A 20,361-nucleotide genomic window follows, 5' to 3' on the forward strand; every position below is an offset into this window, starting at 1 on the left:
CCGCTCACTCCGACTCGCCGTACTCGTCGAACCAGTAGGCGAGCTTGCCGCGACGGCTGACCGCGCGCAGCCGCCGTTCGGCGTTCTCGCGCGACTTCGTGGTGGTGACGATCAGGATTTCGTCGCCGGTCCGCAGGTGCGTATCCGGTTGCGGCACGAACGAATGCCCGTCCCGGATGATCAGCGTGATGACGCTGGGGTCGGGTAGGCGCAACTCCAGCACGGTGACGTTGTGCAGTCGCGACTCGGGAAGCACCGTCATGGTGAGCAGTTCGGCGCCGAGCACGTCCAGCGGCGCCGCCTCGACCTGGATCTCGCGGGCGGTGTCGCGGCGGATCAGCCCCAACCGTTCCGCCACCAGCAGCAGGCTGGGCGCCTGCACCAAGGTGAACACCACGACGAGGATGAACACGATGGACAGCAATCTGTCGCTGCCTGGCACCCCTGCCACGATCGGGTAGGTACAGAGCACGATCGGAACCGCGCCGCGCAGCCCCGCCCAGGACAGGAACACCTGTTCGCGGAACGGCACCCGAAAGCCGATCAGCGACAACACAACCGACAGTGGCCGCCCCAGCAGCAGCAGAACGAGGCCGATGACGATGGCGGGGATCACCTGGTCGACGAGTTCACCCGGCGAGACCAGCAACCCGAGCAGCACGAACAATCCGATCTGCGCCAGCCAACCCGCGCCCTCCGCGAACGACCTGGTCGCCGAGCGGTGCGGCAGCCCTGAATTCGCGAGCACCAGCCCCGCCAGGTAAGCCGCGAGGAAACCACTGGCGTGCGCAGAGCCTGCGGCGGCGAACGCGACCATGCCCAGCCCGAAGATCGCGATCGGGTACAGACCCGAAGCGGGCAACGCGATGCGGCGCAGCGCAGCCACCCCGAGGAACCCGCACCCGATACCGATCACCGCGCCAATCGTCAACTCGTACAACACGGTTGCCACGATGGTCCCGGGCTCCAGCTTGAACGGGGTCGCGGCGAACAACAGCACAAGGATGACGGCTGGCGCGTCGTTGAAACCCGACTCCGCCTCCAACAGGCCGGCCAACCGCCTCGGCAGCGGCACCACCCGCAGCACCGAGAACACCGCGGCGGCATCGGTACTGGACACGATCGCGCCCAGCAGCAGCGCCAACTGCCAGTCGATGCCGAGCAGGTAATGCGTCCCCACCGCGGTCACCGCCGTGCTGACGGCGACACCGACGACGGCGAGAATGGTCGCGGGCGCAAGCACTTTGCGGATGTCGCCGAACTTCGTCGTCAGACCACCCTCGACGAGGATCACGCCCAGCGCCGCGGTGCCCAGATCCTGCGCCAGTTGTGCGTTGTCGAACTGGATGCCCAGCACGCTCTCACCGAGCACCACGCCGACCGCGAGGAACAGCAACAGGCTGGGAAAGCCGACTCTGGTCGCCAGCCGGGTCGCGATGATGCTGGCCAGCAGGACCAAGCCACCGGCGAGCAAGGCCAGGTACAGCTGGTGCAGGGTGATGGCAACCTCCTCGGACTTCCCAGCGGCCGCTGCGTCTGGACTTGTGTAGGTGCTAGTTAATCAGTACGAACGACTATGAGCGCGGTGCTCGGATTGGACGGGGTCATGCGGATCGCGATCGGCGGGGCGGGTGCGGTCGGTCGTTCGGTCGCCCAGGAACTGGTCGACAACGGGCACAAAGTGCTGTTGATCGAGCAGCAGTGGGCGCGCTACGAACCGTCCGCGGTGCCCGGCGCCGAGTGGTTTCTCGCCGACGCGTGCGAGTTGACGTCCCTGGAAGAGGCCGGGCTGCAGTTGTGCGACGTGGTGATCGCCGCGACCGGCGACGACAAGTCGAACATCACGATGTCGCTGCTGGCCAAGACCGAGTTCGGGGTCGCAAGGGTGGTCGCCCGCGTCAACGACTTCCGCAACGAGTGGCTGTTCACCGACGCATGGGGCATCGACGTCGCGGTGTCCACCCCGGTCGCGATGGTCGCCGCGGTTGAGGGGGCCATCGACGTCGGCCACGTGGTGCGGCTGATGGGGCTGCGGAAGGGCGCCGCGAACCTGGCGCAGTTGACGCTGCCTGCCGACAACCCGCTGGTCGGTACGCGCGTCGGAGACCTAGCCAACCCCGCGAACAACGCGCTCGTCACGGTGTTGCGCGGCGATCGCGTCATCCTTCCCACGCCCGAGGATGTCCTCGAAGAGGGCGATGAGATGTTGTTCGTCGCGAACGACGAGGTCGAAGCCAAGATACGGGCGATCGTGCACGGCCCGTAGAGTGGGATCAATCCAGAGTCAGTAAAAACAAGGCTGACACCCCGACAGAAATCGGAGTGCCATGCTCGCCGTCCTTTTCGTCCACGCGGTCGCGACCGCCTTGGCACCGCTGCTCGTCTACCGATGGGGCCGGCTCGCGTTTTATCCCCTGGCTCTGGTGCCGTTGGGCTCCCTGATCTGGGTGGTAGCGAACTGGCCCGCCCCTGGCGGAACGACAGTCAACGTCTCGTGGCTGCCCGAACTGTCGATGGACATCACCCTTCGCTTCGACTCGCTCGCGGCGATCATGAGCGTGTTGGTGCTCGGGGTGGGCGCGCTGGTGCTCTTCTACTGCACCGACTACTTCCATCACCATGACGGGCACACCGAGAAGCGGTTGCCCAGCTTCGCCGCGGAACTCGTCGCGTTCTCGGGCGCCATGTTCGGGTTGGTCTGCAGCGACAACATGTTGGTGCTCTACGTGTTCTGGGAGCTCACCACGGTGTTGTCGTTTCTGCTCGTCGGCCACTACGCCGAACGCGCCACCAGTCGCCGGGCCGCCACCCAGGCCCTGTTGGTGACGACGTTCGGCGGGCTGGCCATGCTGGTCGGCATCGTCGTGCTCGGCAATCTGGCGGGCACCTATCTGTTGAGCGAACTGGTCGCCGCACCGCCGACGGGCGCGGCGGCCGCCGTCGGCATCGTGTTGGTCCTTGTCGGTGCGCTGTCGAAGTCCGCGATCGTGCCGATGCACTTCTGGCTGCCCGGCGCCATGGCCGCGCCCACCCCGGTCAGCGCATACCTGCACGCCGCCGCGATGGTCAAGGCCGGCGTCTACCTGATCGCCAGGATGAGTCCCGGCTTCGCCGACTCGCCACCGTGGCGGCCGACGGTGGTGGTGCTCGGCCTGCTCACCATGCTGTTGGCGGGCTGGCGCGCGGTGCGCGAATACGACCTGAAGTTGATCCTGGCGTTCGGCACGGTCAGCCAACTCGGCCTGATCACTGTGATGGTGGGCGCAGGCGGCGGTGACCTGATGCTGGCCGGGCTGGCCATGCTGTGCGCGCACGCGATGTTCAAGGCGTCGCTGTTCATGGTCGTCGGCATCATCGACCACGCCACCGGCACCCGCGACATCCGCAGGCTGGCGTGGCTCGGTGACCGCAGCCGGCCACTGCTGATCATCGCCGTCGGCGCGACCGCGAGCATGGCCGCGCTGCCACCGTTCCTCGGCTTCGTCGCCAAGGAAGCCGACTTCGAAACCATCGCGCACGCGCCGTCACTCGGGGCCGCTGCGCCGTACGTGTTGGCGGGCATCGTGTTTGGCTCGGTGTTCACCACCATCTACAGCCTCCGGTTCCTACTGGGCGCGTTCAGCCGCAAGGGCCGGGCCGAGCCGAGCAAGCTGGTTGCCGAAATGCACCGTCCGGCAACGACTTTCCTGATCTCCCCGGCGATACTGGCCGCCGCCGGGTTGGTGTTCGGGGTGTGGCCTGCCGGTTTGGACCGGGTGCTCGACACCTACGCCGACACCGTGCCGGGCAGCGACCGGTACAGCCTGGCGCTGTGGCACGGCTTCGGCACGCCCCTGCTGCTGTCGGTGCTGGTGCTTGCTGTCGGCACGGCGGCGTACTTCGGCCGCGCCACGCTGCGGCAGATGCGCACCGTGAACAAGCCGCTCGGCAACGCCGACCACATCTACGACGCCGCGCTGCGCGGGCTGGATCTGCTGTCGGTGCGGCTCACCGGCCTGACCCAGCGCGGTTCGATCCCGGCCATCCAGTCGACGATCCTGTGCACGCTGGTGCTGGTGCCCGTCGTCGCGCTCGCGGTGGGCGCCCGCGACAGGCCCGAGTTCGCGTTGTGGGATTCGCCGCTGCAGGTCGTGGTCGGCCTGCTGATGCTCGCAGCGGCCCTGGGTGCGACCGTGATGCGCAATCGACTGGCCACGGTGCTGCTGATCGGGGTCACCGGCTACGGCTGCGGCGTGATCTTCGCGTTCCACGGCGCACCCGATCTGGCGCTCACCCAATTTTTGGTCGAGACACTGACTTTGGTGATCTTCGTGCTGGTGCTGCGCACGTTGCCCGCCGAAGCCGACGAAGAGAACATCAAGCGGTTGCGGCTGCCGCGCGCCGTGCTCGCGCTCGCGGTCGGCGCCACCGTCACGACGCTGGCCGTGTACGCCATGGCCGCGCGCACCGGCACGCCGATCGCCTCCCTGCTGCCCGACGCGGCGTACTTCCGCGGACACGGCGCCAACACGGTCAACGTGCTGTTGGTCGACATTCGGGCATGGGACACGCTCGGCGAGGTGTCGGTGCTGCTGGTCGCGGCCACCGGCGTCGCGTCGATGGTGTTCCGGCACAGGCGTTTCGGCGCCGCGCCGCGGGTTTCCGACGTGGGCCAGCCCGACATCGGCCAGCTACCGGCGTTCGCGAGCAGCCCGGCCGCGGGTGACGTGACCTGGTTGCGGGGCAGCGAGTTGCGCGATCCGCGGCACCGGTCGCTGGTGCTCGAGGTCGCCACCCGGATCATCTTCCCGCTCATCATGGTGTTGTCGGCGTACTTCTTCTTCGCCGGGCACAACACGCCCGGCGGTGGGTTCGCGGGCGGGTTGACCGCGGGTCTGGCGTTGGTGCTGCGGTATCTGGCGGGCGGCAGGTACGAACTCGGTGAGACGCTGCCGTTGGATGCGGGCAAGATCCTCGGCGTCGGCCTCGCCCTGTCCGCAGGCACCGCGGTGGCCTCGCTTCTCGTCGGCGCACCGGCGTTGTCGTCGGCGCTGATCCAGATCGACGTGCCGGTGCTTGGCACCGTGAAGTTCGTCACCGCACTGTTCTTCGACCTCGGGGTGTACCTGATCGTCGTCGGACTGGTGCTCGACGTGCTGCGCAGCCTCGGCGCCAGGGTGGATGTGGAGATCAGTCAGCGTGCCGCGGCGGTGATGTCGCGATGACCACCTATCTGGTTCCCCTCGTGCTGATCGGCGGACTCACCAGCGCGGGTGTCTACCTGCTGCTGGAACGCAATCTGACACGAATGTTGCTGGGGCTGTTGCTGATCGGCAACGCCATCAACCTGCTGATCCTCAACGTCGGCGGCGCGTCCGGCAATCCGCCGATCAGGGGTCGCGTCAGCGACGGCGAGACCACCACCGCAGATCCGTTGGCGCAGGGCATGATCCTGACGGCCATCGTGATTGCGATGGGCATCGCGGCGTTCGTGCTGGCGTTGAGCTACCGCTCGTATCGACTGAACACGGCCGAGGAAGTCACCGACGACCCGGAAGATGCGCGGGTTTCGCAACTCGCAGGCGCCGACGGTGGCCCGCTGGCCGACGACCGCCCGGAGCCCGACCTGAGGATCGACACCGACGCGCCCGACGAACTGGATGCGCTGCCTGGACACGAGGGATCGCGATGAACCCCGCAGTCCTGATGCCGCTGCCGGTGCTGATCCCGATGGTCGGCGCGGCGGCGACGCTGGTCGCCGGGCGCAGGCCGCGGCTGCAGCGGCTGATCACCCTGGTCGCGCTGTGCGTGGTGACGGCGGTCTGCGGAATGCTGCTGCACCTCACCGACCGCGGCGGCACCCTGGTGCTGCACGTCGGCGGGTGGGGGCCGACCGAGCCCGGGCTGGGCCCACTCGGGATCAGCCTGGTGGTCGACCGGCTGTCGGCACTGATGCTGGTGGTGTCGTCGATCGTGTTGCTGGCGGTGGTGTTCTACGCCATCGGGCAGGGCATCCGCGACGGCGATGACCGCCAACCGGTTTCGATCTTCCTGCCGACCTACCTGGTGCTGTCCGCCGGGGTGTGCACCGCGTTCCTGGCGGGTGACCTGTTCAACCTGTTCGTCGGGTTCGAGGTGCTGCTTTCGGCGAGCTTCGTGCTGTTGACCGTCGGCGCAAGCAAGGACCGGGTCAGGGCGGGCATCGCGTACGTGATGGTGTCGATGGTGTCGTCGCTGGTGTTCCTGTTCGGCATCGCACTGGTCTACGCGGCGACGGGGACATTGAACCTGGCCGAGCTGGCCGTCCGGCTCGACGGCGTGACGCCGGGCACCCGCACGGCGATGTTCGCGGTGCTGCTGGTGGCGTTCGGCATCAAGGCGGCGGTGTTCCCGCTGTCGAGCTGGCTGCCGGACTCCTACCCCACCGCGCCCGCTCCGGTCACCGCGGTGTTCGCCGGCCTGCTGACGAAAGTCGGTGTCTACGCGATCATCCGGGCCCATTCGCTGCTGTTCCCCAGCGGAGGGCTCGATCCGTTGCTGCTGGTGGCTGCGCTGCTGACGATGCTGGTCGGCATCCTCGGTGCGATCGCGCAGAGCGATATCAAACGTCTGCTGTCGTTCACACTGGTCAGCCACATCGGCTACATGGTGTTCGGCATCGCGCTGTCCAGTCAGCTCGGCATGTCGGGTGCCATCTACTACGTGGCCCACCACATCGTGGTGCAGACGACGCTGTTCTTGGTGGTCGGCTTGATTGAGCGGCAGGCCGGTGCGTCGACGATGCAGCGGCTCGGCGGACTGGCCGCGGTCAGCCCGCTGCTGGCGTTCCTGTTTGTCGTGCCCGCACTGAATCTCGGTGGCATTCCCCCGTTTTCCGGGTTCATCGGCAAGGTGGCGCTGCTGGAGGCGGGCGCGCAGAGCGGTTCGGTGCTCGCCTGGCTGTTGGTCGGCGGGGGCGTCGTCACCAGCCTGCTGACGCTGTACGTGGTGGCCAGGGTGTGGACGAAGGCGTTCTGGCGGTCGCGTGCGGACGCGCCGGAAGGGCAACTGTCCGCGGCGTCGCCGTCGGCGCTGCTCGACGAACCCGAGGACATCCAGTTCGTCGACCGCGATCACGTCGGCCGGATGCCGGTCGGCATGGTGCTGCCGACGGGCGCGCTGATCGCCGTCGGCCTGACCCTGACGGTGCTGGCGGGGCCGATCTTCTCGTACAGCGGTCGCGCCGCCGACGAGGTGCTCGACCGCAACCACTACATCAGCGCGGTGCTGAGGAGCACAGAATGAGAAGTATCGCGCTGCGCGTGTGGGTGCTGATCTGGCTGATGCTGGTGTGGATTCTGTTGTGGGGCACGTTCTCTGCGGCCAACATCGTCTCAGGGCTGGCCGTCGCACTGTGCATCACATTGCTGCTGCCGCTGCCCGCGGTGCCGGTCGAGGGCAAGTTGCACCCGCTGTCGTTGCTGCGGTTGGTGCTCCTGGTGGCGTGGCACCTGGTGGTGTCGTCTGTGCAGTTGGCGTTTCTCGCCGTCAAGCCGGGACCGCCGCCACTGAACGCGGTGCTGCGCGCCCACCTGGCGCTCAAGTCGGATCTGGTGCTGGCGTTGGCGGTCAACATGATCAACCTGACGCCGGGCACCATCGTGTTGGAGATCGACCAGGTTCGCCGGATGATCTACGTGCACGTGATCGACGTCGGATCCGAGCGCGCGGTGGCCAGGTTCTACCGCCAGATCGCCCAGATCGAACGGTTGTTGGTGGCGTCGTTCGAGCGCGACGAGGATTGGCGACCAATCGAGGAGAGGGGAACCGCATGAACACCGAGCGAGTAGCGAAGGCGGATCGCGCATGAACGGCGTTTGGATCATTGCCGCGGTGATGCTGACCGCTGCCGCCGCACTCACCATGTATCGGTTGCTCGCCGGACCCAGCACACTGGACCGCCTCGTCGCGCTCGACGCCCTCGTCGCGGTGGCGATGTGCGCGATCGGCACCTGGGCCGCCTACAGCCTGGACACCACGGTGACCTACGGGCTGACCGCTCTGGCGTTGATCAGCTTCGTCGGCTCGGTCAGCGTCGCACGCTTCCGCGTCCCTGACATCGAAAAGCCCAGAGCATCAAGGGGTTTGCGATGAACATACTGGATGTACTGACCGCCGTGCTGGTGCTCGGCGGGTCGACCCTGGCACTGACGGCGGCCATCGGGGTGGTCCGCTTCCCCGATACGCTGACGCGCATGCACGCCGCGACCAAGCCGCAGGTGCTCGGCCTGTTGCTGGTGTTGGCGGGCGCCGCGATCCGACTGCGCGGCCACGCCGACGTCGGCATGGTGATCCTCACCGGCTTGTTCACGTTGTTCACCGCTCCGGTGATCGCCAACCGGGTGGGCCAACTGGCCTACCGTGAGCAGAACATTCGCGACGACCTGTTGACCAAGGACGAGATGCTTGAGTTCGTCCTGGAAAGGGAATCCCGTGGCAATGGCGAGAACTGACGACGACAGCTGGGACATCACCGAGGGTGTGGGCGCGACCGCGCTCGGTGTTGCATGGTCGCGGTCGCAGGAGGCGACGTCGGGCTGTCCGCTGTTCACCGACCCGTATGCCCAGATGTTCGTCGATGCAGCGGTCGCCAAGGGTTGGCAACTGCCGCCCGGTTCGATGCTCGAACGCATCCGGTCGATCGGCAACTACGCCGCGTCGCGGACCAAGTGGTTCGACGAGTTCTTCATCGCCGCAGGCGCCAACGGTATCGACCAGGCAGTCATCCTCGCGGCAGGCCTCGACGCGCGGGGATGGCGATTGCCGTGGCTCGCCGACACCGTGCTCTACGAAATCGACCAGCCCAAGGTGCTCGAATTCAAGGCCGACACGTTGGCCCGCAACGACGCCAAGCCCAGCGTGTCCCGGTACGTCGCGGTGCCGGTGGACCTGCGGCAGGACTGGCCGAAAGCGTTGCGGGACGCCGGATTCGACGTCACGGTGCCCACCGCGTGGACGGCCGAGGGGCTGCTGCCCTACCTGCCCGCCGCAGGCCAGGACCTGCTGTTCGAACGGATCCATGAACTCAGCGCCAGGGGTAGCCGCGTCGCCGTCGAGTCCTTCGGCCGCGGCTTCTTCGACCGGGACTACCTGGCCGCCCGTCGGGAACAGATGCGCCGGTTACGCGAGGAGGCCGGTGAGGCGGAACGCTCCGAACCCGATGTTCAGGATCTGTGGTACGTCGAGGACCGCACGGATGTGGCCGACTGGCTCAGCGAGCACGGCTGGGAGGTTTCCACGGTCGAGGCGGGCGATCTGATGACCCGGTACGGCCGCTGCGGACCGGATCAGGACGAAGCCACCATTCCGCGCAGCGTGTTCATCGAGGGCCATCGGCTCAGCTGACTACTCGGACAGCTGGAACTCGACCATCGCCGTGACGGTGTCCACTGCGTCGCGAAGCGCCACCACGCGCTCGGCGACCGTGGGTGCGGCCAGCACGGCATAGCGGTCGGCCTGCCCCATCGGCACGCGGGAAGCCAACGCGTACAACCACATTGCGGTGTCTCCGGAATCGTCGGCGCCGGCCACGATGTCCCTCGGATCGACCTCGGCGCCGCGGGCCCTCGCGATCCGCTCGAACAGCGCGACCATCCGGTCCTCGATGTCGCGGATCGCGTCGACGTCGACGGGCGGGCCGGGCTGATCGGGCCAGAATTCCACGGCCGCACGGGGATACGGATTGTCGGGATGCCACTCGAGGACCCGGATCCGCTCGGCCATCAGGCAGCCCAGCCGGTAGCGGCCGTCGCCGAAATCGGCGCATTCGGTGATGTGCGCCATCGCGCCGACATCGCTGCGGGTGTCGCCGCCGCCGACCTCGCGGCCCGCCGAGATCAACACGACGCCGAACGATGGGTCGTCGGCGCCGAGGCAATCCGAAACCATTGCGGTATAGCGAGGTTCGAAGATCCGCAGCGGCAGCTCCTCGCCGGGCAGCATCGCCACCTCCAGCGGGAACATCGGCGTGACGAGCACGGCTAGATGTCCAGCTCCGCAACCAGAGCGTCGACGACAGCGCGCAGATCACCGTCGTGCTCCTCGGCGACCCGGCGCTGACGCTGATAGGAACCCCCGGAGCGGTAGATGTCGGACACCCCGGCGAGTTCGTCGGCGCACTTCAACGACTTGGCAACCGGTTCGAGCCGGTTGAGCAGTTCGTCGAGATCCTCTGTCACCAGGCGCTCGTTGCTCTCGGCGTCCTGAATGATGACGGCGTCCAGACCGTAACGCGCCGCGCGCCACTTGTTCTCCTGCACATGCCACGGCGGCATGGTGGGCAGGCGCTCACCGGCGTCCAGACGGTGGTCGAGGTCGACGATCAGGCAGTGCGTCAGCGCGACCAGCGCCGAGAGTTCGCGAATGTTCGACACCCCGTCGAAGATCCGCACCTCGACCGTGCCCTTGTGGGGCGACGGCCGGATGTCCCAGCGGATTTCGTTCATGTGGTCGATGATGCCGGTCTTCTTCTGGTCGTAGACGAACCCTTCCCACTCCGCCCAGGTCTGGAAATGGAACGGCAGACCGGCGGTGGGCAACTGCTGGAACATCATCGCGCGGTTGGAGGCGTAGCCGGTGTCCTCGCCGTCCCAGAACGGTGACGAGGCCGACAGCGCCAGCAGGTGCGGATAGTGGTTGAGCAACGACGTGTTGATCGCCATCACCTTGTGCGCCGACGAGATGCCCACATGGACGTGCACACCCCAGATCAGCATCTGGCGGCCCCACCACTGCGTGCGCTTGATCAACTCGGCGTAGCGCGGTGCGTCGGTGAGGCTGCCCGGCGACCACTTCGCAAAGGGATGGGTGCCCGCGCAGAACAATTCCATCCCGCGGCCGCGGACGATTTTGCGTGCGGCCCGCAATGTCGACCGCAGATCGTCCATCGCCTCAGGCACCGAATCGCAGATGCCCGTGACGACCTCGACGGTGTTGCGCAGCAGTTCCTTGTGGACATGCGGATTGTTCTCGCCGAGTTCGACGATCACCTCCGCGGCCTCATTGCTGACGTCGCGGGTCTCGGCGTCGACCAACGCGAACTCCCACTCGACGCCGAGAGTCGGCCGGGGTGAGCCGGCGAAATCTATGTGGCCTGGGTGGCTAGCCGGTGCCGATGACACCGCAAGCCACGCGCTTTCCGGCGTCGCCGGTGGCCATGGTGGTCTCGTCTGGCGGCGGCGCGCCGTTCACCTGCTGGTAGCGCTCCGCGGGGATGTTGGCGAAGTTGTCCGCCTTTTCGTGGATGATGATCGCGGTCTTCGCGCCGCCGAGCAGATCCTCGGCGGTGAACGCGTCGGTCGTTGTCACCAGCTTCGCGGTGCCGTCCGCGCGAACCTGAAGCGACGTCAGGTCGCCGCTCGCGGGATGACCGGTGTGTCCCGCCTTCTGGAAATGTCCACCGGCGGAGTTGAAGTCACCGGGCGCACCGCCGGTCGGCGCCACGGAATTGGCTTCGCACTTGCCGACCGAGTGGATGTGCAGACCGTGGAAGCCCGGGGCCAGCTTGCCGGGTGTGGTGGTCTCGACCGTGATGGTCGCGAAGCCACCCGCGAACTCGATGTCGGCGGTGGCCACCGTGGTGCCGTCGGCCGCCTTCAGCTGTGCGGTGAGCTTCTCACCACTGGCGGCGGCCTGCCCCTGGGCGCCATGTCCGCCCCCGGCCTCAGTGGGCGATGGGGACGGCGACGGTGAACCGGTCCACACCGACGGTGTGGTGCCGGGTTGAGTGGCGATGGGTTCGTTCGGGCTGCACGCGGTCAGTGCGACGAGGGGAACGGCGAAGAAGGCAGCGGCAGCGACGGTCTTCAGCATGCGCAAGAGCCTAGCCGGTGACCGCCACGACCACGCCCGGCGGTTGCTCCGTCAGCTCGGGAACCCGCGGTTGCACCGGCGCGTCGAGCAGCTTGCCCACTTCGTCGGCGGCTTCGCGCTCGCCCGGCGCGTCACTGAAGAACACGGTGGTGGCCGAGATCTCCGGCAGCTCCAGGTTGCCGGTCTCGGTGACGTTCCAGCCTGCTTCGCGCAGCCGGTTGGCGGTGTTCTCGGCGGCGCCCTCGGTCGACGAGATGTTGTAGACGCGCACGTCGGCCTTCGCAGGCGCGGCCTTCGGTGAGGGCGACGTGGTCGACGGGGTGCTGCTGATGGTGGTGGCGATCGCGGACGACTGGTCGTTGTCCGAGTCGTCGGAGCCCATCGCCTGGAACCCGACCAGCAGGAACACCACGCCGAGGAAGAGCAACACCATCACCATGGCGCGCAGCGGCAGCCCGGACGAGTTTCGCTGATTCATTGCCGCCCACTCTATCGAGAGAGCCGTACTGGCCCGAAAACCTCAGGTGACGTCGAAGCCCAGCCGACGAGCCGCGCGGGCCTTCTGCCGGCTGGCCCGCATCCGGCGCAACCGCTTGACCAGCATCGGGTCCGCCGCCAACGCCTCGGGGCGGTCCACCAACGCGTTGAGCACCTGGTAGTACCGGGTGGCCGACATCGAGAAGAGTTCCTTGATGGCGTCTTCTTTGGAACCCGCGTACTTCCACCACTGGCGCTCGAACGCCAGGATGTCGTGCTCGCGTCTGGTCAGCCCATCGGTGAGTTCAGAGTCATCCCCGGATTGCTCAGTCCGCGCGATCGCGCCGTCCATATTGCCCCTGGACCCTTCCCCACAATCGAAATGACATAGCTGACGTGTCGGCGAACATTCAATCACGGGATCGCAGGCGCAAGCGTTACCCAGACCCGCGAGTCGGGCTAGAAGCATTGCCGACTTAAGCTTCCCCCGTGGCTGTCAGACCCATCGTCATAGTCGGAGATCCCGTCTTGCACACTGCGACCGAACCGGTGCCCGTCGCCGACGACGGTTCGCTGCCGGCGGATCTCGCCGACTTGATCAAGGATCTGTACGACACGATGGACGCCGCCAACGGCGTCGGACTGGCGGCGAATCAGATCGGTGTCGCCAAGCGGGTGTTCGTCTACGACTGCGCCGACGAGCGTGGCCGCACGGCGCGGCGACGCGGTGTCGTGGTCAACCCGGTCCTCGAGACGTCCGAGGTTCCCGAGACCATGCCGGACCCCGACAACGACGACGAAGGCTGCCTGTCGGTGCCCGGCGAGTCGTTCCCGACCGGGCGCGCCGACTGGGCGCGGGTAACCGGCCTGGACGCCGACGGCACGCCGATCACGCTGGAAGGCACCGACCTGTTCGCACGGATGCTGCAACACGAGACCGGCCATCTGGACGGCTTCCTGTACCTGGACAGGCTGGTCGGCAGGCACGCGCGCAGCGCGAAGCGGGCGGTCAAGTCGCACGGTTGGGGTGTGCCCGGGCTGACGTGGATGCCGGGCGAGGACCCGGATCCGTTCGGTCACTGAGCCGTGGCCGAAGTCGGTGATCGCGTCGTTGTGCGCTACCGACTGCCCGCCGGGTCGACGCCGCCGTTGACCGACGTGATCGGACACCTGGTGTCGGTTGGTGAGATCTTGTCGGTACGCACCAAACGCGGCGACGTGGTTTCCGTCGCGGCCGCAGATGTCGTGACAATGAAAACCCTTGCGGCGGCACCGGTGCGGACCGGGGACATCCGAAACCTCGAGCACGCCGCCGCGCTGGCGTGGCCTGGCGCGGAGCACGAGTGGGTCGACGGCTGGCTGCTGCGATTCGGGCACGGCAGCACTCGACGTGCGAATTCGGCTGTCCCGCTGGACTTTTCAGTTGGCGCGGTCGGCGCGATCGTCGACTGGTATGCGGCGCGTGGGCTGCCGCCGTTGGCGGCCGCGCCGGATCGGCTGCTGCGCGTCCCACCGGCAGTGCCGACGGATGGCGAAAACCTGGTCATGGCAGGCGAGTTGGCTGTTGCGGCCGCTGCTGTGGACATCGCGGATGCGCCGGATGACGAGTGGCTGCGGCTGTACCGGCGCGAGGTCCCGGTCGATGTGCTGACCGCCGTCGTCGACGGCGAGGTGGCGTTCGGCGCCATCGCGGGCGCGGCCGTGGGCAGGGCCGCGGTGACGACCGCGCCCGACGGCACACGCTGGGTGGGGCTTTCCGCCGTGCACGTGGTGCCGCAGGCGCGGCGGCGGGGGCTGGCGCGCGATTTGTGTGCGGGGTTGCTGGCGTGGGGTGGCGAACGTGGCGCGACGCGGGCTTACGTGCAGGTGCTGACGGACAACACCACGGCGATCCGGCTGTACGAGTCGATGGGCTTCACCGTTCACCACCGGTCGCGCTATCTGGACGCCCGTAGCCTGTAGGCCATGCGGCTGGCCACGTGGAACGTCAATTCGATCCGCGCCCGCGTTGACCGGGTCACCGATTGGTTGGAGCGCGGTGACGTCGACGTGCTGGCGATGCAGGAGACCAAGTGCTCCGACGAGCAATTCCCTGTCATGCCGTTTCTTGCCGCGGGCTACGAGGTCGTGCATTGCGGCTTCAACCAGTGGAACGGCGTGGCCATCGCGTCGCGGGTCGGAATCGACGACGTGCAGGTGGGCTTCGAGGGCCAGCCGACGTGGAGTGACAAACCCGATGTCGAGGCCGCCGCGGAAGCTCGCGCGCTCGGGGCAACCTGCGACGGCGTGCGAGTGTGGAGCCTGTATGTGCCCAACGGCCGGTTCGTCGGCTCGCCGCACTACGACTACAAGTTGGAATGGCTTGCGGCGCTTCGTGATACCGCACACGGGTGGCTGACCGAGGATCCGTCGTCGCAGATCGCACTCGTCGGCGACTGGAACATCGCGCCCACGGACGAGGATGTCTGGAGCCCGGAGTTCTACGCCAACAGCACCCACGTCACGCGGTCCGAACGCGCGGCGTTTCAGTCGATCGTCGACGCGCGGTATGCCGATGTGGTTCGCCCGTTCACGCCGGGGCCTGCCGTGTACACCTACTGGGATTACACGCAGTTGCGTTTCCCGAAGAACCGCGGCATGCGCATCGACTTCATCCTCGGATCGCCTGCGCTGGCGCAGCGCGTGACGCATGCCGAGATCGTCCGCGAGGAACGCAAAGGCAAGGCGCCGAGCGATCATGCTCCGGTGCTGGTGGAGTTGGCTTAAATCGGCGCTGTCGCAAGCGTGATTGCTCTGCGCCCTGCCAACGTCAAACCGTTCCATTGGGCGTACGCGCGCATTTTCGATGAGGCAACGAATCACCTTTTCGCGCGCATATCTGGAGAGTCAACGCGTGTCGTAGTCGTGTGGCAGTGTCGAACCTATGTTCGATAGTTCGGCGGGGGGTTTGGTCGCCGCGATCGAGGACACTGTGCGGGACGAGTCGGTGTTGATGGCCCGCCGGTGTGCGGCGATCGCAGCACTGTTGGCGCTGCGCACCGGCGAGGCTGAGGCTGCGGATCCGGATCCGGGGTGGTCGATGATCACCGGGTTCGCCCGTACCACCGCCGAGGTGTCGGCGCCTGGCGGACGCCGGCTGGCCGGCCGAGGCGGCCGACGAGGTTGCCGACGACAACCTGGTGCTCGCAGCCCAATTGCCCTCCGGGAGCCATCATCGTGCGAAAACTGGACAGCTTCTTCCTGCGTGGCGCGCTGTTGCCCGCACCGTCACCCGAACAGCGGTAGTGCGCGCTTACGCGCCAGCGCATCCATCCCGTGCTGAATACTGTCCTGGACCTCCCAGTACTTCTGCTCGAGGTACTCGTCGTCGTCGGCGCGGTCGGGGTCGTGGTCGAGTTCGACGGCAGGCATCAGCCGTGTCCGGATCTTCGCGGGCAGCGGGAACTGTGGCAGCGCGGCGGGCGCGATCCCCCACGGCAGTGACGCCGCGATCGGAAAAACCTTGAGCCGCAACAGCTTGTCCAGTCGAAGCGTGTGCGAAAGCTGATCGCCGCGAATCAGCACCGGCATCGCATCCGCACCGCCGACGGTCGCGATCGGCACGATCGGTACTCCCGCGCGGATCGCCATCTTCACAAACCCCTTGCGGCCGGCAAGGTTTGCGCGATCGCGTTCGGTCCACGGCCGTAATGAGTCGACCTCTCCACCGGGCCACACCGCGACGTCGCGGCCTTCCGCCAGAGCGGTCGCCATCGAGTCGGGAGCGGCAGGCAGCACGCCCATCGCGCGGAAGTAGCGTCCGATCAGCGGCATGGCCATCAGCACGTCGTGTGCCGTGCCATGCAGGACCCGATCTTGGCCGAACCGCCGCCACCACTGCACGCCGACCGTCCACGCATCCCATACGAACGGCGCACCCGAGTGGATGCCGACCAACAGCACCGGCGGGTCCGGCAGGTTCTCCCAGCCGTCGAATTCCATTCGGAACCAATGGTCGACGAGGAAGTTCCAGAAGTACTTCTGTCGCTGCATGGTGGCCTCGTAGGGACCACTCAGCTCCCACTCCCCGGCGCGCTCGTTCAGCCAGCCGACCAGCCCTTCGTCCTGCTGGCGGCGCCGCGCGTCCATCCGACGGCGCGCTTCGTCGGCGTGTTCGCGCGCCTGCCTGCGCACCTCGGGCGGTCTGCCGTCTACTCCGGTAGTCATGTGGGCCGGGTACCCCAAATGTGTGCGGCGTTACACGGCTCTTTCAGGCGTACAGCGCGGAAACCTCATCGCTGAAGTTCTTGACGACGACGTTGCGCTTGAGCTTCAGGCTCGGCGTCAGGTCGCCTGCCTCGACGGTCAGTTCGCGGTCGATGATGGCGAACTTCTTGATCTGTTCCCACCTGTTGAGTTGGGCGTTGAGCATGTCGACGTAGCCGCCGATCAGCTCGCGGGTGTTGTCGTCGCGCGCGATCTCGGCGAACGATTTCCCGGCAAGGCCGTTTCTCGCCGCCCAATCGTTGATCGCCTCGCCGTCCAGACTCACCAACCCGACGCAGTAAGGCCTGCCCTCACCGATCACGATGAACTCGCCTGCATACGGGCAGATTCCCTTGAATGACGCGGAGATCAGCGACGGGGCCACATATTTGCCCTGCGATGTCTTGAACATGTCTTTCTTGCGGTCGGTGATCCGCAGGAATCCGTCGGCGTCGAGCTCTCCGATGTCACCGGTGTGGAACCAACCGTCCGCGTCGAGCGCCTCCGCAGTGGCCTCGGGCAGATCGTGATAACCCGTCATCACTCCCGGCCCGCGGAGAAGGATTTCACCGTCCGCGGCGATCTTCACCTCAGTGCCGGGGAACGGCCACCCGACGGTGCCGAACCTGTACGCGTCGGGCCGGTTGATGAATGAGGCCGCTGCCGTCTCGGTAAGCCCGTAGCCCTCCAACACGACGATGCCGACCGCGTCGAACCACTGGGCGACGTCGCGGTCAAGAGCTGCCGCCGCCGACACGAAGAACCGCAACCGACCACCGAATCGCTTACGGATGGTCGAGAACACCAGTTTGTCGGCGAGCTTGTGCTGCGCGGTCAGTCGCCGCGACGGCTTCCGCCCGGCTTGCCTGGCGCGAGACATCTCGAGCCCGACGCCGATCGCCCAGTGGAAGATTCGCTTCTTGAGTTCGCTCTCTTGGTCGATCGTCGCCAGAATGCGCGCGTGCGCCTTCTCGAAGATGCGCGGCGCCGCTCCCATCACGGTCGGATGGAGGGACGCGAGATTTTCGACGATGCGGTCCACCCGACCGTCGATGGCCGTCGGAAAGCCGATCAACAACGGCAACGCCAGCATCACCTTCCCGAACGCGTGTGCCAGCGGCAACCAAAGAAAATTCAGGTCGTCCGGTCCAAGCACGTCCAGGGCATCGATGGCGGCGGCGGTATACGTCCACGCCGAGTGGGTCAGCCGGACCCCCTTCGGCCTACCGGTCGTGCCCGAGGTGTAGATGACGCTGGCCAGCCGCTGGGGTCCGATTTCGGCGATGCGGTCGTCGACGACGCTGGGCGATTCGGCGAGTAGTCGTCGGCCACGCTCCTCGAGGTCGTCGAGCGTGATCACCCAATCGCCGTCGCCCTGCCCGTCGATGATGACGACGTTGGTCACATCGGGGAGTTCGGACCGATGCTCGCGCAACTTGTCGACTTGGCCTTGGTCCTCGGCGACGACGACGCGGCTGCCCGAATTGCCGACTATGTAGGCGACATCGGTTGCGTTGGTCGTCGGGTAGACCGTGGTGGTGGCCGCACCCGCGCACATGATCGCAAAGTCGACGAGAACCCACTCGTACCGCGTTGACGACGCGAGGGCGACCCTGTCCTCGGGCGCAACTCCCACCGCAACCAGGCCTGCGGCGATCCGCTCAACCCTGTCGCCGACTTCCTGCCACGTGACGCTCCGCCACGTGTGATCCATTGGGAACCGGAAGGCTTCGTCACGCGGCGTTGCCTTGACCCGGTCCACGATCATGCGCGCGACCGACGGTGCACGACCCTCGATCTTCCGCGTGCCCGACACTTTCTCCACAACAGGCGCCGCTGCCATGAGCGGAGACTAAAGGGGAGCGACGCTTCCCCAGCAGGGTCTTATGACCCTATGGCCACCGCGATGGTCCTCGCGTCACGCCTCGTTATCAGCCCCCGGCTCGTCCGCATACCGACCCGGATTGAAGAGCGACGCGATCGCGCCGATCACCATCATCACCGCGGCGGCGCTGAACACCACGACCAGACCCGAGTGGAACGGTTCGGTGATCAGATGCGGGAAGAACGTCTGCCCCGTCAGCACATCGGCATGCACGCCGGGGTGATGCAACGCGCCCGACGGCGCCAACAACTCGGCCATCGGGTTGTAGCCGAGGAACGCCGCGAACAAGCTGCCGACCGGCGGCAGGTTCGCGACCTCATGCGCCACCGTCGCCGATACCCCCTGCTGCTGCAGGCCGGCGCTCATCGCCGACGGCAACGTGTTCGCCAGCCCGACGATCATCAGCGAGAAGAAGATTCCGATCGACAGCGACGAGCCGGCATTGAAGAACGTCGCCCGCACACCCGATGCCGCACCGCGCTGCGCCGCAGGCACGCTCGACATGATCGCCGCCGTATTGGGCGCAGTGAAGATGCCACCGCCGAGGCCATTCAGGAAGACCAGGATCGCGAACACCCAGTAGTTGAAGTCGACAGGGATCAACACCAGCGCGATGAACGAAGCCGCCATCAGCACCATGCCGCCGACCGTGAAAACTCGCGCTCCATAGCGGTCCGCCAGCGAACCGGCCATCGGCGCCGCGATCAGGAAGCCGAACGTCGCCGGCAACAGATAGATGCCCGCCCACAGCGGGGTCGACTCAAAGCTGTAGCCGTGCAACGGAAGCCAGATGCCCTGCAGCCAGATGATCAACATGAATTGCAGACCGCCGCGGCCCACCGACGACATCAACCCCGCGAGGTTGCCCATCCCGAACGACGCGGACCGGAACAGCCGGATGTCCACCATCGGCTGCGGCACCCGCAGCTCGATCAGACAGAACGCGACCAGCAGCAGCACGCCGAGAACAATCGCGCCGAGCACCCACGGGTTGGTCCACCCGGTCGTCGAGTCCCCGTACGGCTGGATGCCGTACGTGATGCCGGTCAGCAGCACCGTCAGCCCGATCCCGAACGTCAGGGTGCCCGCCCAGTCGAGTCGGCCCGGCGTCCGCACACCCAGCTCCTTCAGCGACCGATAACTCCAGACGGTTCCGAGCACCCCGATCGGCACGCCCACCCAGAAGATGGCCTGCCAGTGGATCTCCGAGAGCACACCGCCGATCAGCAGGCCAAGGAACGACCCTGCGACCGCGGCCACCATGTTCACCCCCAACGCCATACCGCGCTGGCGCGCCGGGAAAGCGTCGGTCAGGATCGCCGCCGACGACGCCATCAGCATCGCGCCACCCACGCCCTGGACGACCCGCCAGCCGATCAGCCACAGTGCTCCCGGACCCATGTGGAACGGATCGAACGACAGCGCGATCGCCGCGATGGTGAACACGGCAAACCCGAGGTTGTAGATGCGGACCCGGCCGAACATGTCGCCCAGGCGGCCGAAGAAGACCACCAGGACGGCGGTCACCACCAGATAGCCCATCAGCATCCACAGCAGGTAACTGACGTTGGCAGGGGCCAGCGGATTCAGCCCGATGCCACGGAAGATCGCGGGCAGCGAGATCAGCACGATCGACGCGTTGATCGAGGCCAGCAGCATGCCCAAGGTGGTGTTGGACAACACAATCCACTTGTAGAACGGGTGGTCGTGGTCCATCCGGCGGCGCCGGTCGGCCGTGACGGCTTGCGCAGTGTCGACGTCCTCGACGCCTGGAGTTTTGGTCATATCGATTTCGGTCGTCATCTACTTTGCTCACGTATCCATGCCAGCTAACAAGCCACAAAACACATATATTAGCTATACAAAGGAACTGCGGGCAATTCGTATTCCCGCTGCGCGGATCTCAGGCCCCTGCGCTAGCCTGC

The 20,361-nt window shown here is 66.7% G+C and carries 20 protein-coding genes; 11 read left to right on the top strand and 9 right to left on the bottom strand.

The genetic code is table 11. From position 1 onward, the window contains the following. Positions 1–4 precede the first annotated feature (4 nt). Positions 5–1,501 carry a potassium/proton antiporter gene (locus tag C1A30_RS21795; protein ID WP_101950487.1) on the bottom strand — a complete coding sequence of 499 codons (1,497 nt, stop codon included), beginning with the start codon at positions 1,499–1,501 and terminating at the stop codon, positions 5–7. Positions 1,502–1,606: 105 nt separating this feature from the next. Here C1A30_RS21795 and C1A30_RS21800 point away from each other — a divergent pair, with 105 nt between their 5' ends. The 8 genes from C1A30_RS21800 to C1A30_RS21835 all read left to right on the top strand — a co-directional run bounded on the left by C1A30_RS21800 (position 1,607) and on the right by C1A30_RS21835 (position 9,363). Next, positions 1,607–2,266, top strand: coding sequence for a TrkA family potassium uptake protein (locus C1A30_RS21800; RefSeq protein WP_101952789.1), 660 nt, complete (start codon positions 1,607–1,609; stop codon positions 2,264–2,266). Positions 2,267–2,327: 61 nt separating this feature from the next. After that, complete coding sequence (locus tag C1A30_RS21805; protein WP_101950488.1) at positions 2,328–5,204, top strand: Na+/H+ antiporter subunit A; 2,877 nt, start codon at positions 2,328–2,330, stop codon at positions 5,202–5,204. Further along, positions 5,201–5,671 carry a Na(+)/H(+) antiporter subunit C gene (locus C1A30_RS21810; protein WP_101950489.1) on the top strand — a complete coding sequence of 157 codons (471 nt, stop codon included), beginning with the start codon at positions 5,201–5,203 and terminating at the stop codon, positions 5,669–5,671. The genes C1A30_RS21805 and C1A30_RS21810 overlap by 4 nt, the downstream gene beginning before the upstream one ends. Further along, positions 5,668–7,263, top strand: coding sequence for a Na+/H+ antiporter subunit D (locus C1A30_RS21815; RefSeq protein WP_101950490.1), 1,596 nt, complete (start codon positions 5,668–5,670; stop codon positions 7,261–7,263). The genes C1A30_RS21810 and C1A30_RS21815 overlap by 4 nt, the downstream gene beginning before the upstream one ends. Next, positions 7,260–7,793: a Na+/H+ antiporter subunit E gene (locus tag C1A30_RS21820; RefSeq protein WP_101950491.1), complete on the top strand. Its 534-nt coding sequence runs from the start codon at positions 7,260–7,262 to the stop codon at positions 7,791–7,793. The genes C1A30_RS21815 and C1A30_RS21820 overlap by 4 nt, the downstream gene beginning before the upstream one ends. Before the next feature lie 31 nt (positions 7,794–7,824). Next, positions 7,825–8,112, top strand: a complete 288-nt coding sequence (locus C1A30_RS21825) for a monovalent cation/H+ antiporter complex subunit F (protein WP_101950492.1) — start codon at positions 7,825–7,827, stop codon at positions 8,110–8,112. Continuing rightward, positions 8,109–8,471, top strand: coding sequence for a monovalent cation/H(+) antiporter subunit G (mnhG, locus tag C1A30_RS21830; protein WP_101950493.1), 363 nt, complete (start codon positions 8,109–8,111; stop codon positions 8,469–8,471). The genes C1A30_RS21825 and mnhG overlap by 4 nt, the downstream gene beginning before the upstream one ends. Further along, positions 8,458–9,363: an SAM-dependent methyltransferase gene (locus C1A30_RS21835; RefSeq protein WP_101950494.1), complete on the top strand. Its 906-nt coding sequence runs from the start codon at positions 8,458–8,460 to the stop codon at positions 9,361–9,363. The genes mnhG and C1A30_RS21835 overlap by 14 nt, the downstream gene beginning before the upstream one ends. Here C1A30_RS21835 and C1A30_RS21840 read toward each other — a convergent pair whose 3' ends face one another. From C1A30_RS21840 to C1A30_RS21860, 5 genes are read right to left on the bottom strand one after another with little or no spacing between them, the layout of a single operon-like run. Next, positions 9,364–9,996 carry an LON peptidase substrate-binding domain-containing protein gene (locus C1A30_RS21840; protein WP_101950495.1) on the bottom strand — a complete coding sequence of 211 codons (633 nt, stop codon included), beginning with the start codon at positions 9,994–9,996 and terminating at the stop codon, positions 9,364–9,366. 2 nt (positions 9,997–9,998) lie between these two features. After that, complete coding sequence (locus tag C1A30_RS21845) at positions 9,999–11,138, bottom strand: glutamate--cysteine ligase (RefSeq protein WP_101950496.1); 1,140 nt, start codon at positions 11,136–11,138, stop codon at positions 9,999–10,001. Continuing rightward, entirely contained in the window at positions 11,119–11,829 is a 711-nt protein-coding gene (locus tag C1A30_RS21850) for a superoxide dismutase family protein (protein WP_101950497.1), read from the bottom strand. The genes C1A30_RS21845 and C1A30_RS21850 overlap by 20 nt, the downstream gene beginning before the upstream one ends. A gap of 10 nt (positions 11,830–11,839) precedes the next feature. Next, positions 11,840–12,307: a LytR C-terminal domain-containing protein gene (locus C1A30_RS21855; RefSeq protein ID WP_101950498.1), complete on the bottom strand. Its 468-nt coding sequence runs from the start codon at positions 12,305–12,307 to the stop codon at positions 11,840–11,842. Positions 12,308–12,349: 42 nt separating this feature from the next. Continuing rightward, positions 12,350–12,658: a DUF3263 domain-containing protein gene (locus C1A30_RS21860; RefSeq protein WP_101950499.1), complete on the bottom strand. Its 309-nt coding sequence runs from the start codon at positions 12,656–12,658 to the stop codon at positions 12,350–12,352. A gap of 137 nt (positions 12,659–12,795) precedes the next feature. Here C1A30_RS21860 and C1A30_RS21865 point away from each other — a divergent pair, with 137 nt between their 5' ends. The 3 genes from C1A30_RS21865 to C1A30_RS21875 are packed head-to-tail and all read left to right on the top strand — an operon-like array spanning position 12,796 to position 15,072. Continuing rightward, complete coding sequence (locus C1A30_RS21865; protein WP_101950500.1) at positions 12,796–13,389, top strand: peptide deformylase; 594 nt, start codon at positions 12,796–12,798, stop codon at positions 13,387–13,389. A gap of 3 nt (positions 13,390–13,392) precedes the next feature. Then, complete coding sequence (locus C1A30_RS21870) at positions 13,393–14,268, top strand: N-acetyltransferase (RefSeq protein WP_101950501.1); 876 nt, start codon at positions 13,393–13,395, stop codon at positions 14,266–14,268. A gap of 3 nt (positions 14,269–14,271) precedes the next feature. Further along, positions 14,272–15,072 carry an exodeoxyribonuclease III gene (locus C1A30_RS21875; RefSeq protein ID WP_101950502.1) on the top strand — a complete coding sequence of 267 codons (801 nt, stop codon included), beginning with the start codon at positions 14,272–14,274 and terminating at the stop codon, positions 15,070–15,072. Between the two features lie 501 nt (positions 15,073–15,573). Here the strand turns inward: C1A30_RS21875 and C1A30_RS21885 are convergent. The 3 genes from C1A30_RS21885 to C1A30_RS21895 all read right to left on the bottom strand — a co-directional run bounded on the left by C1A30_RS21885 (position 15,574) and on the right by C1A30_RS21895 (position 20,239). Next, positions 15,574–16,512: a lysophospholipid acyltransferase family protein gene (locus C1A30_RS21885; protein ID WP_101950503.1), complete on the bottom strand. Its 939-nt coding sequence runs from the start codon at positions 16,510–16,512 to the stop codon at positions 15,574–15,576. Positions 16,513–16,555: 43 nt separating this feature from the next. After that, a complete protein-coding gene (locus C1A30_RS21890) occupies positions 16,556–18,394 on the bottom strand; it encodes a long-chain fatty acid--CoA ligase (RefSeq protein ID WP_101950504.1) in 1,839 nt (612 codons plus the stop codon). Positions 18,395–18,469: 75 nt separating this feature from the next. Next, entirely contained in the window at positions 18,470–20,239 is a 1,770-nt protein-coding gene (locus C1A30_RS21895) for an MFS transporter (RefSeq protein ID WP_369974167.1), read from the bottom strand. Positions 20,240–20,361: the final 122 nt, after the last annotated feature.

The organism is Mycobacterium sp. 3519A (genome assembly GCF_900240945.1).
Taxonomy (GTDB): domain Bacteria; phylum Actinomycetota; class Actinomycetes; order Mycobacteriales; family Mycobacteriaceae; genus Mycobacterium.

Bases quoted from the DNA above. Each gene is read 5' to 3' on its own strand.
- C1A30_RS21800 (WP_101952789.1), top strand. From the start codon at position 1,607: ATGCGGATCGCGATCGGCGGGGCGGGTGCGGTCGGTCGTTCGGTCGCC.
- C1A30_RS21805 (WP_101950488.1), top strand. From the start codon at position 2,328: ATGCTCGCCGTCCTTTTCGTCCACGCGGTCGCGACCGCCTTGGCACCG.
- C1A30_RS21810 (WP_101950489.1), top strand. From the start codon at position 5,201: ATGACCACCTATCTGGTTCCCCTCGTGCTGATCGGCGGACTCACCAGC.
- C1A30_RS21815 (WP_101950490.1), top strand. From the start codon at position 5,668: ATGAACCCCGCAGTCCTGATGCCGCTGCCGGTGCTGATCCCGATGGTC.
- C1A30_RS21820 (WP_101950491.1), top strand. From the start codon at position 7,260: ATGAGAAGTATCGCGCTGCGCGTGTGGGTGCTGATCTGGCTGATGCTG.
- C1A30_RS21825 (WP_101950492.1), top strand. From the start codon at position 7,825: ATGAACGGCGTTTGGATCATTGCCGCGGTGATGCTGACCGCTGCCGCC.
- mnhG (WP_101950493.1), top strand. From the start codon at position 8,109: ATGAACATACTGGATGTACTGACCGCCGTGCTGGTGCTCGGCGGGTCG.
- C1A30_RS21835 (WP_101950494.1), top strand. From the start codon at position 8,458: ATGGCGAGAACTGACGACGACAGCTGGGACATCACCGAGGGTGTGGGC.
- C1A30_RS21850 (WP_101950497.1), bottom strand. From the start codon at position 11,829: ATGCTGAAGACCGTCGCTGCCGCTGCCTTCTTCGCCGTTCCCCTCGTC.
- C1A30_RS21855 (WP_101950498.1), bottom strand. From the start codon at position 12,307: ATGAATCAGCGAAACTCGTCCGGGCTGCCGCTGCGCGCCATGGTGATG.
- C1A30_RS21860 (WP_101950499.1), bottom strand. From the start codon at position 12,658: ATGGACGGCGCGATCGCGCGGACTGAGCAATCCGGGGATGACTCTGAA.
- C1A30_RS21875 (WP_101950502.1), top strand. From the start codon at position 14,272: ATGCGGCTGGCCACGTGGAACGTCAATTCGATCCGCGCCCGCGTTGAC.
- C1A30_RS21885 (WP_101950503.1), bottom strand. From the start codon at position 16,512: ATGACTACCGGAGTAGACGGCAGACCGCCCGAGGTGCGCAGGCAGGCG.
- C1A30_RS21890 (WP_101950504.1), bottom strand. From the start codon at position 18,394: ATGGCAGCGGCGCCTGTTGTGGAGAAAGTGTCGGGCACGCGGAAGATC.
- C1A30_RS21895 (WP_369974167.1), bottom strand. From the start codon at position 20,239: ATGACGACCGAAATCGATATGACCAAAACTCCAGGCGTCGAGGACGTC.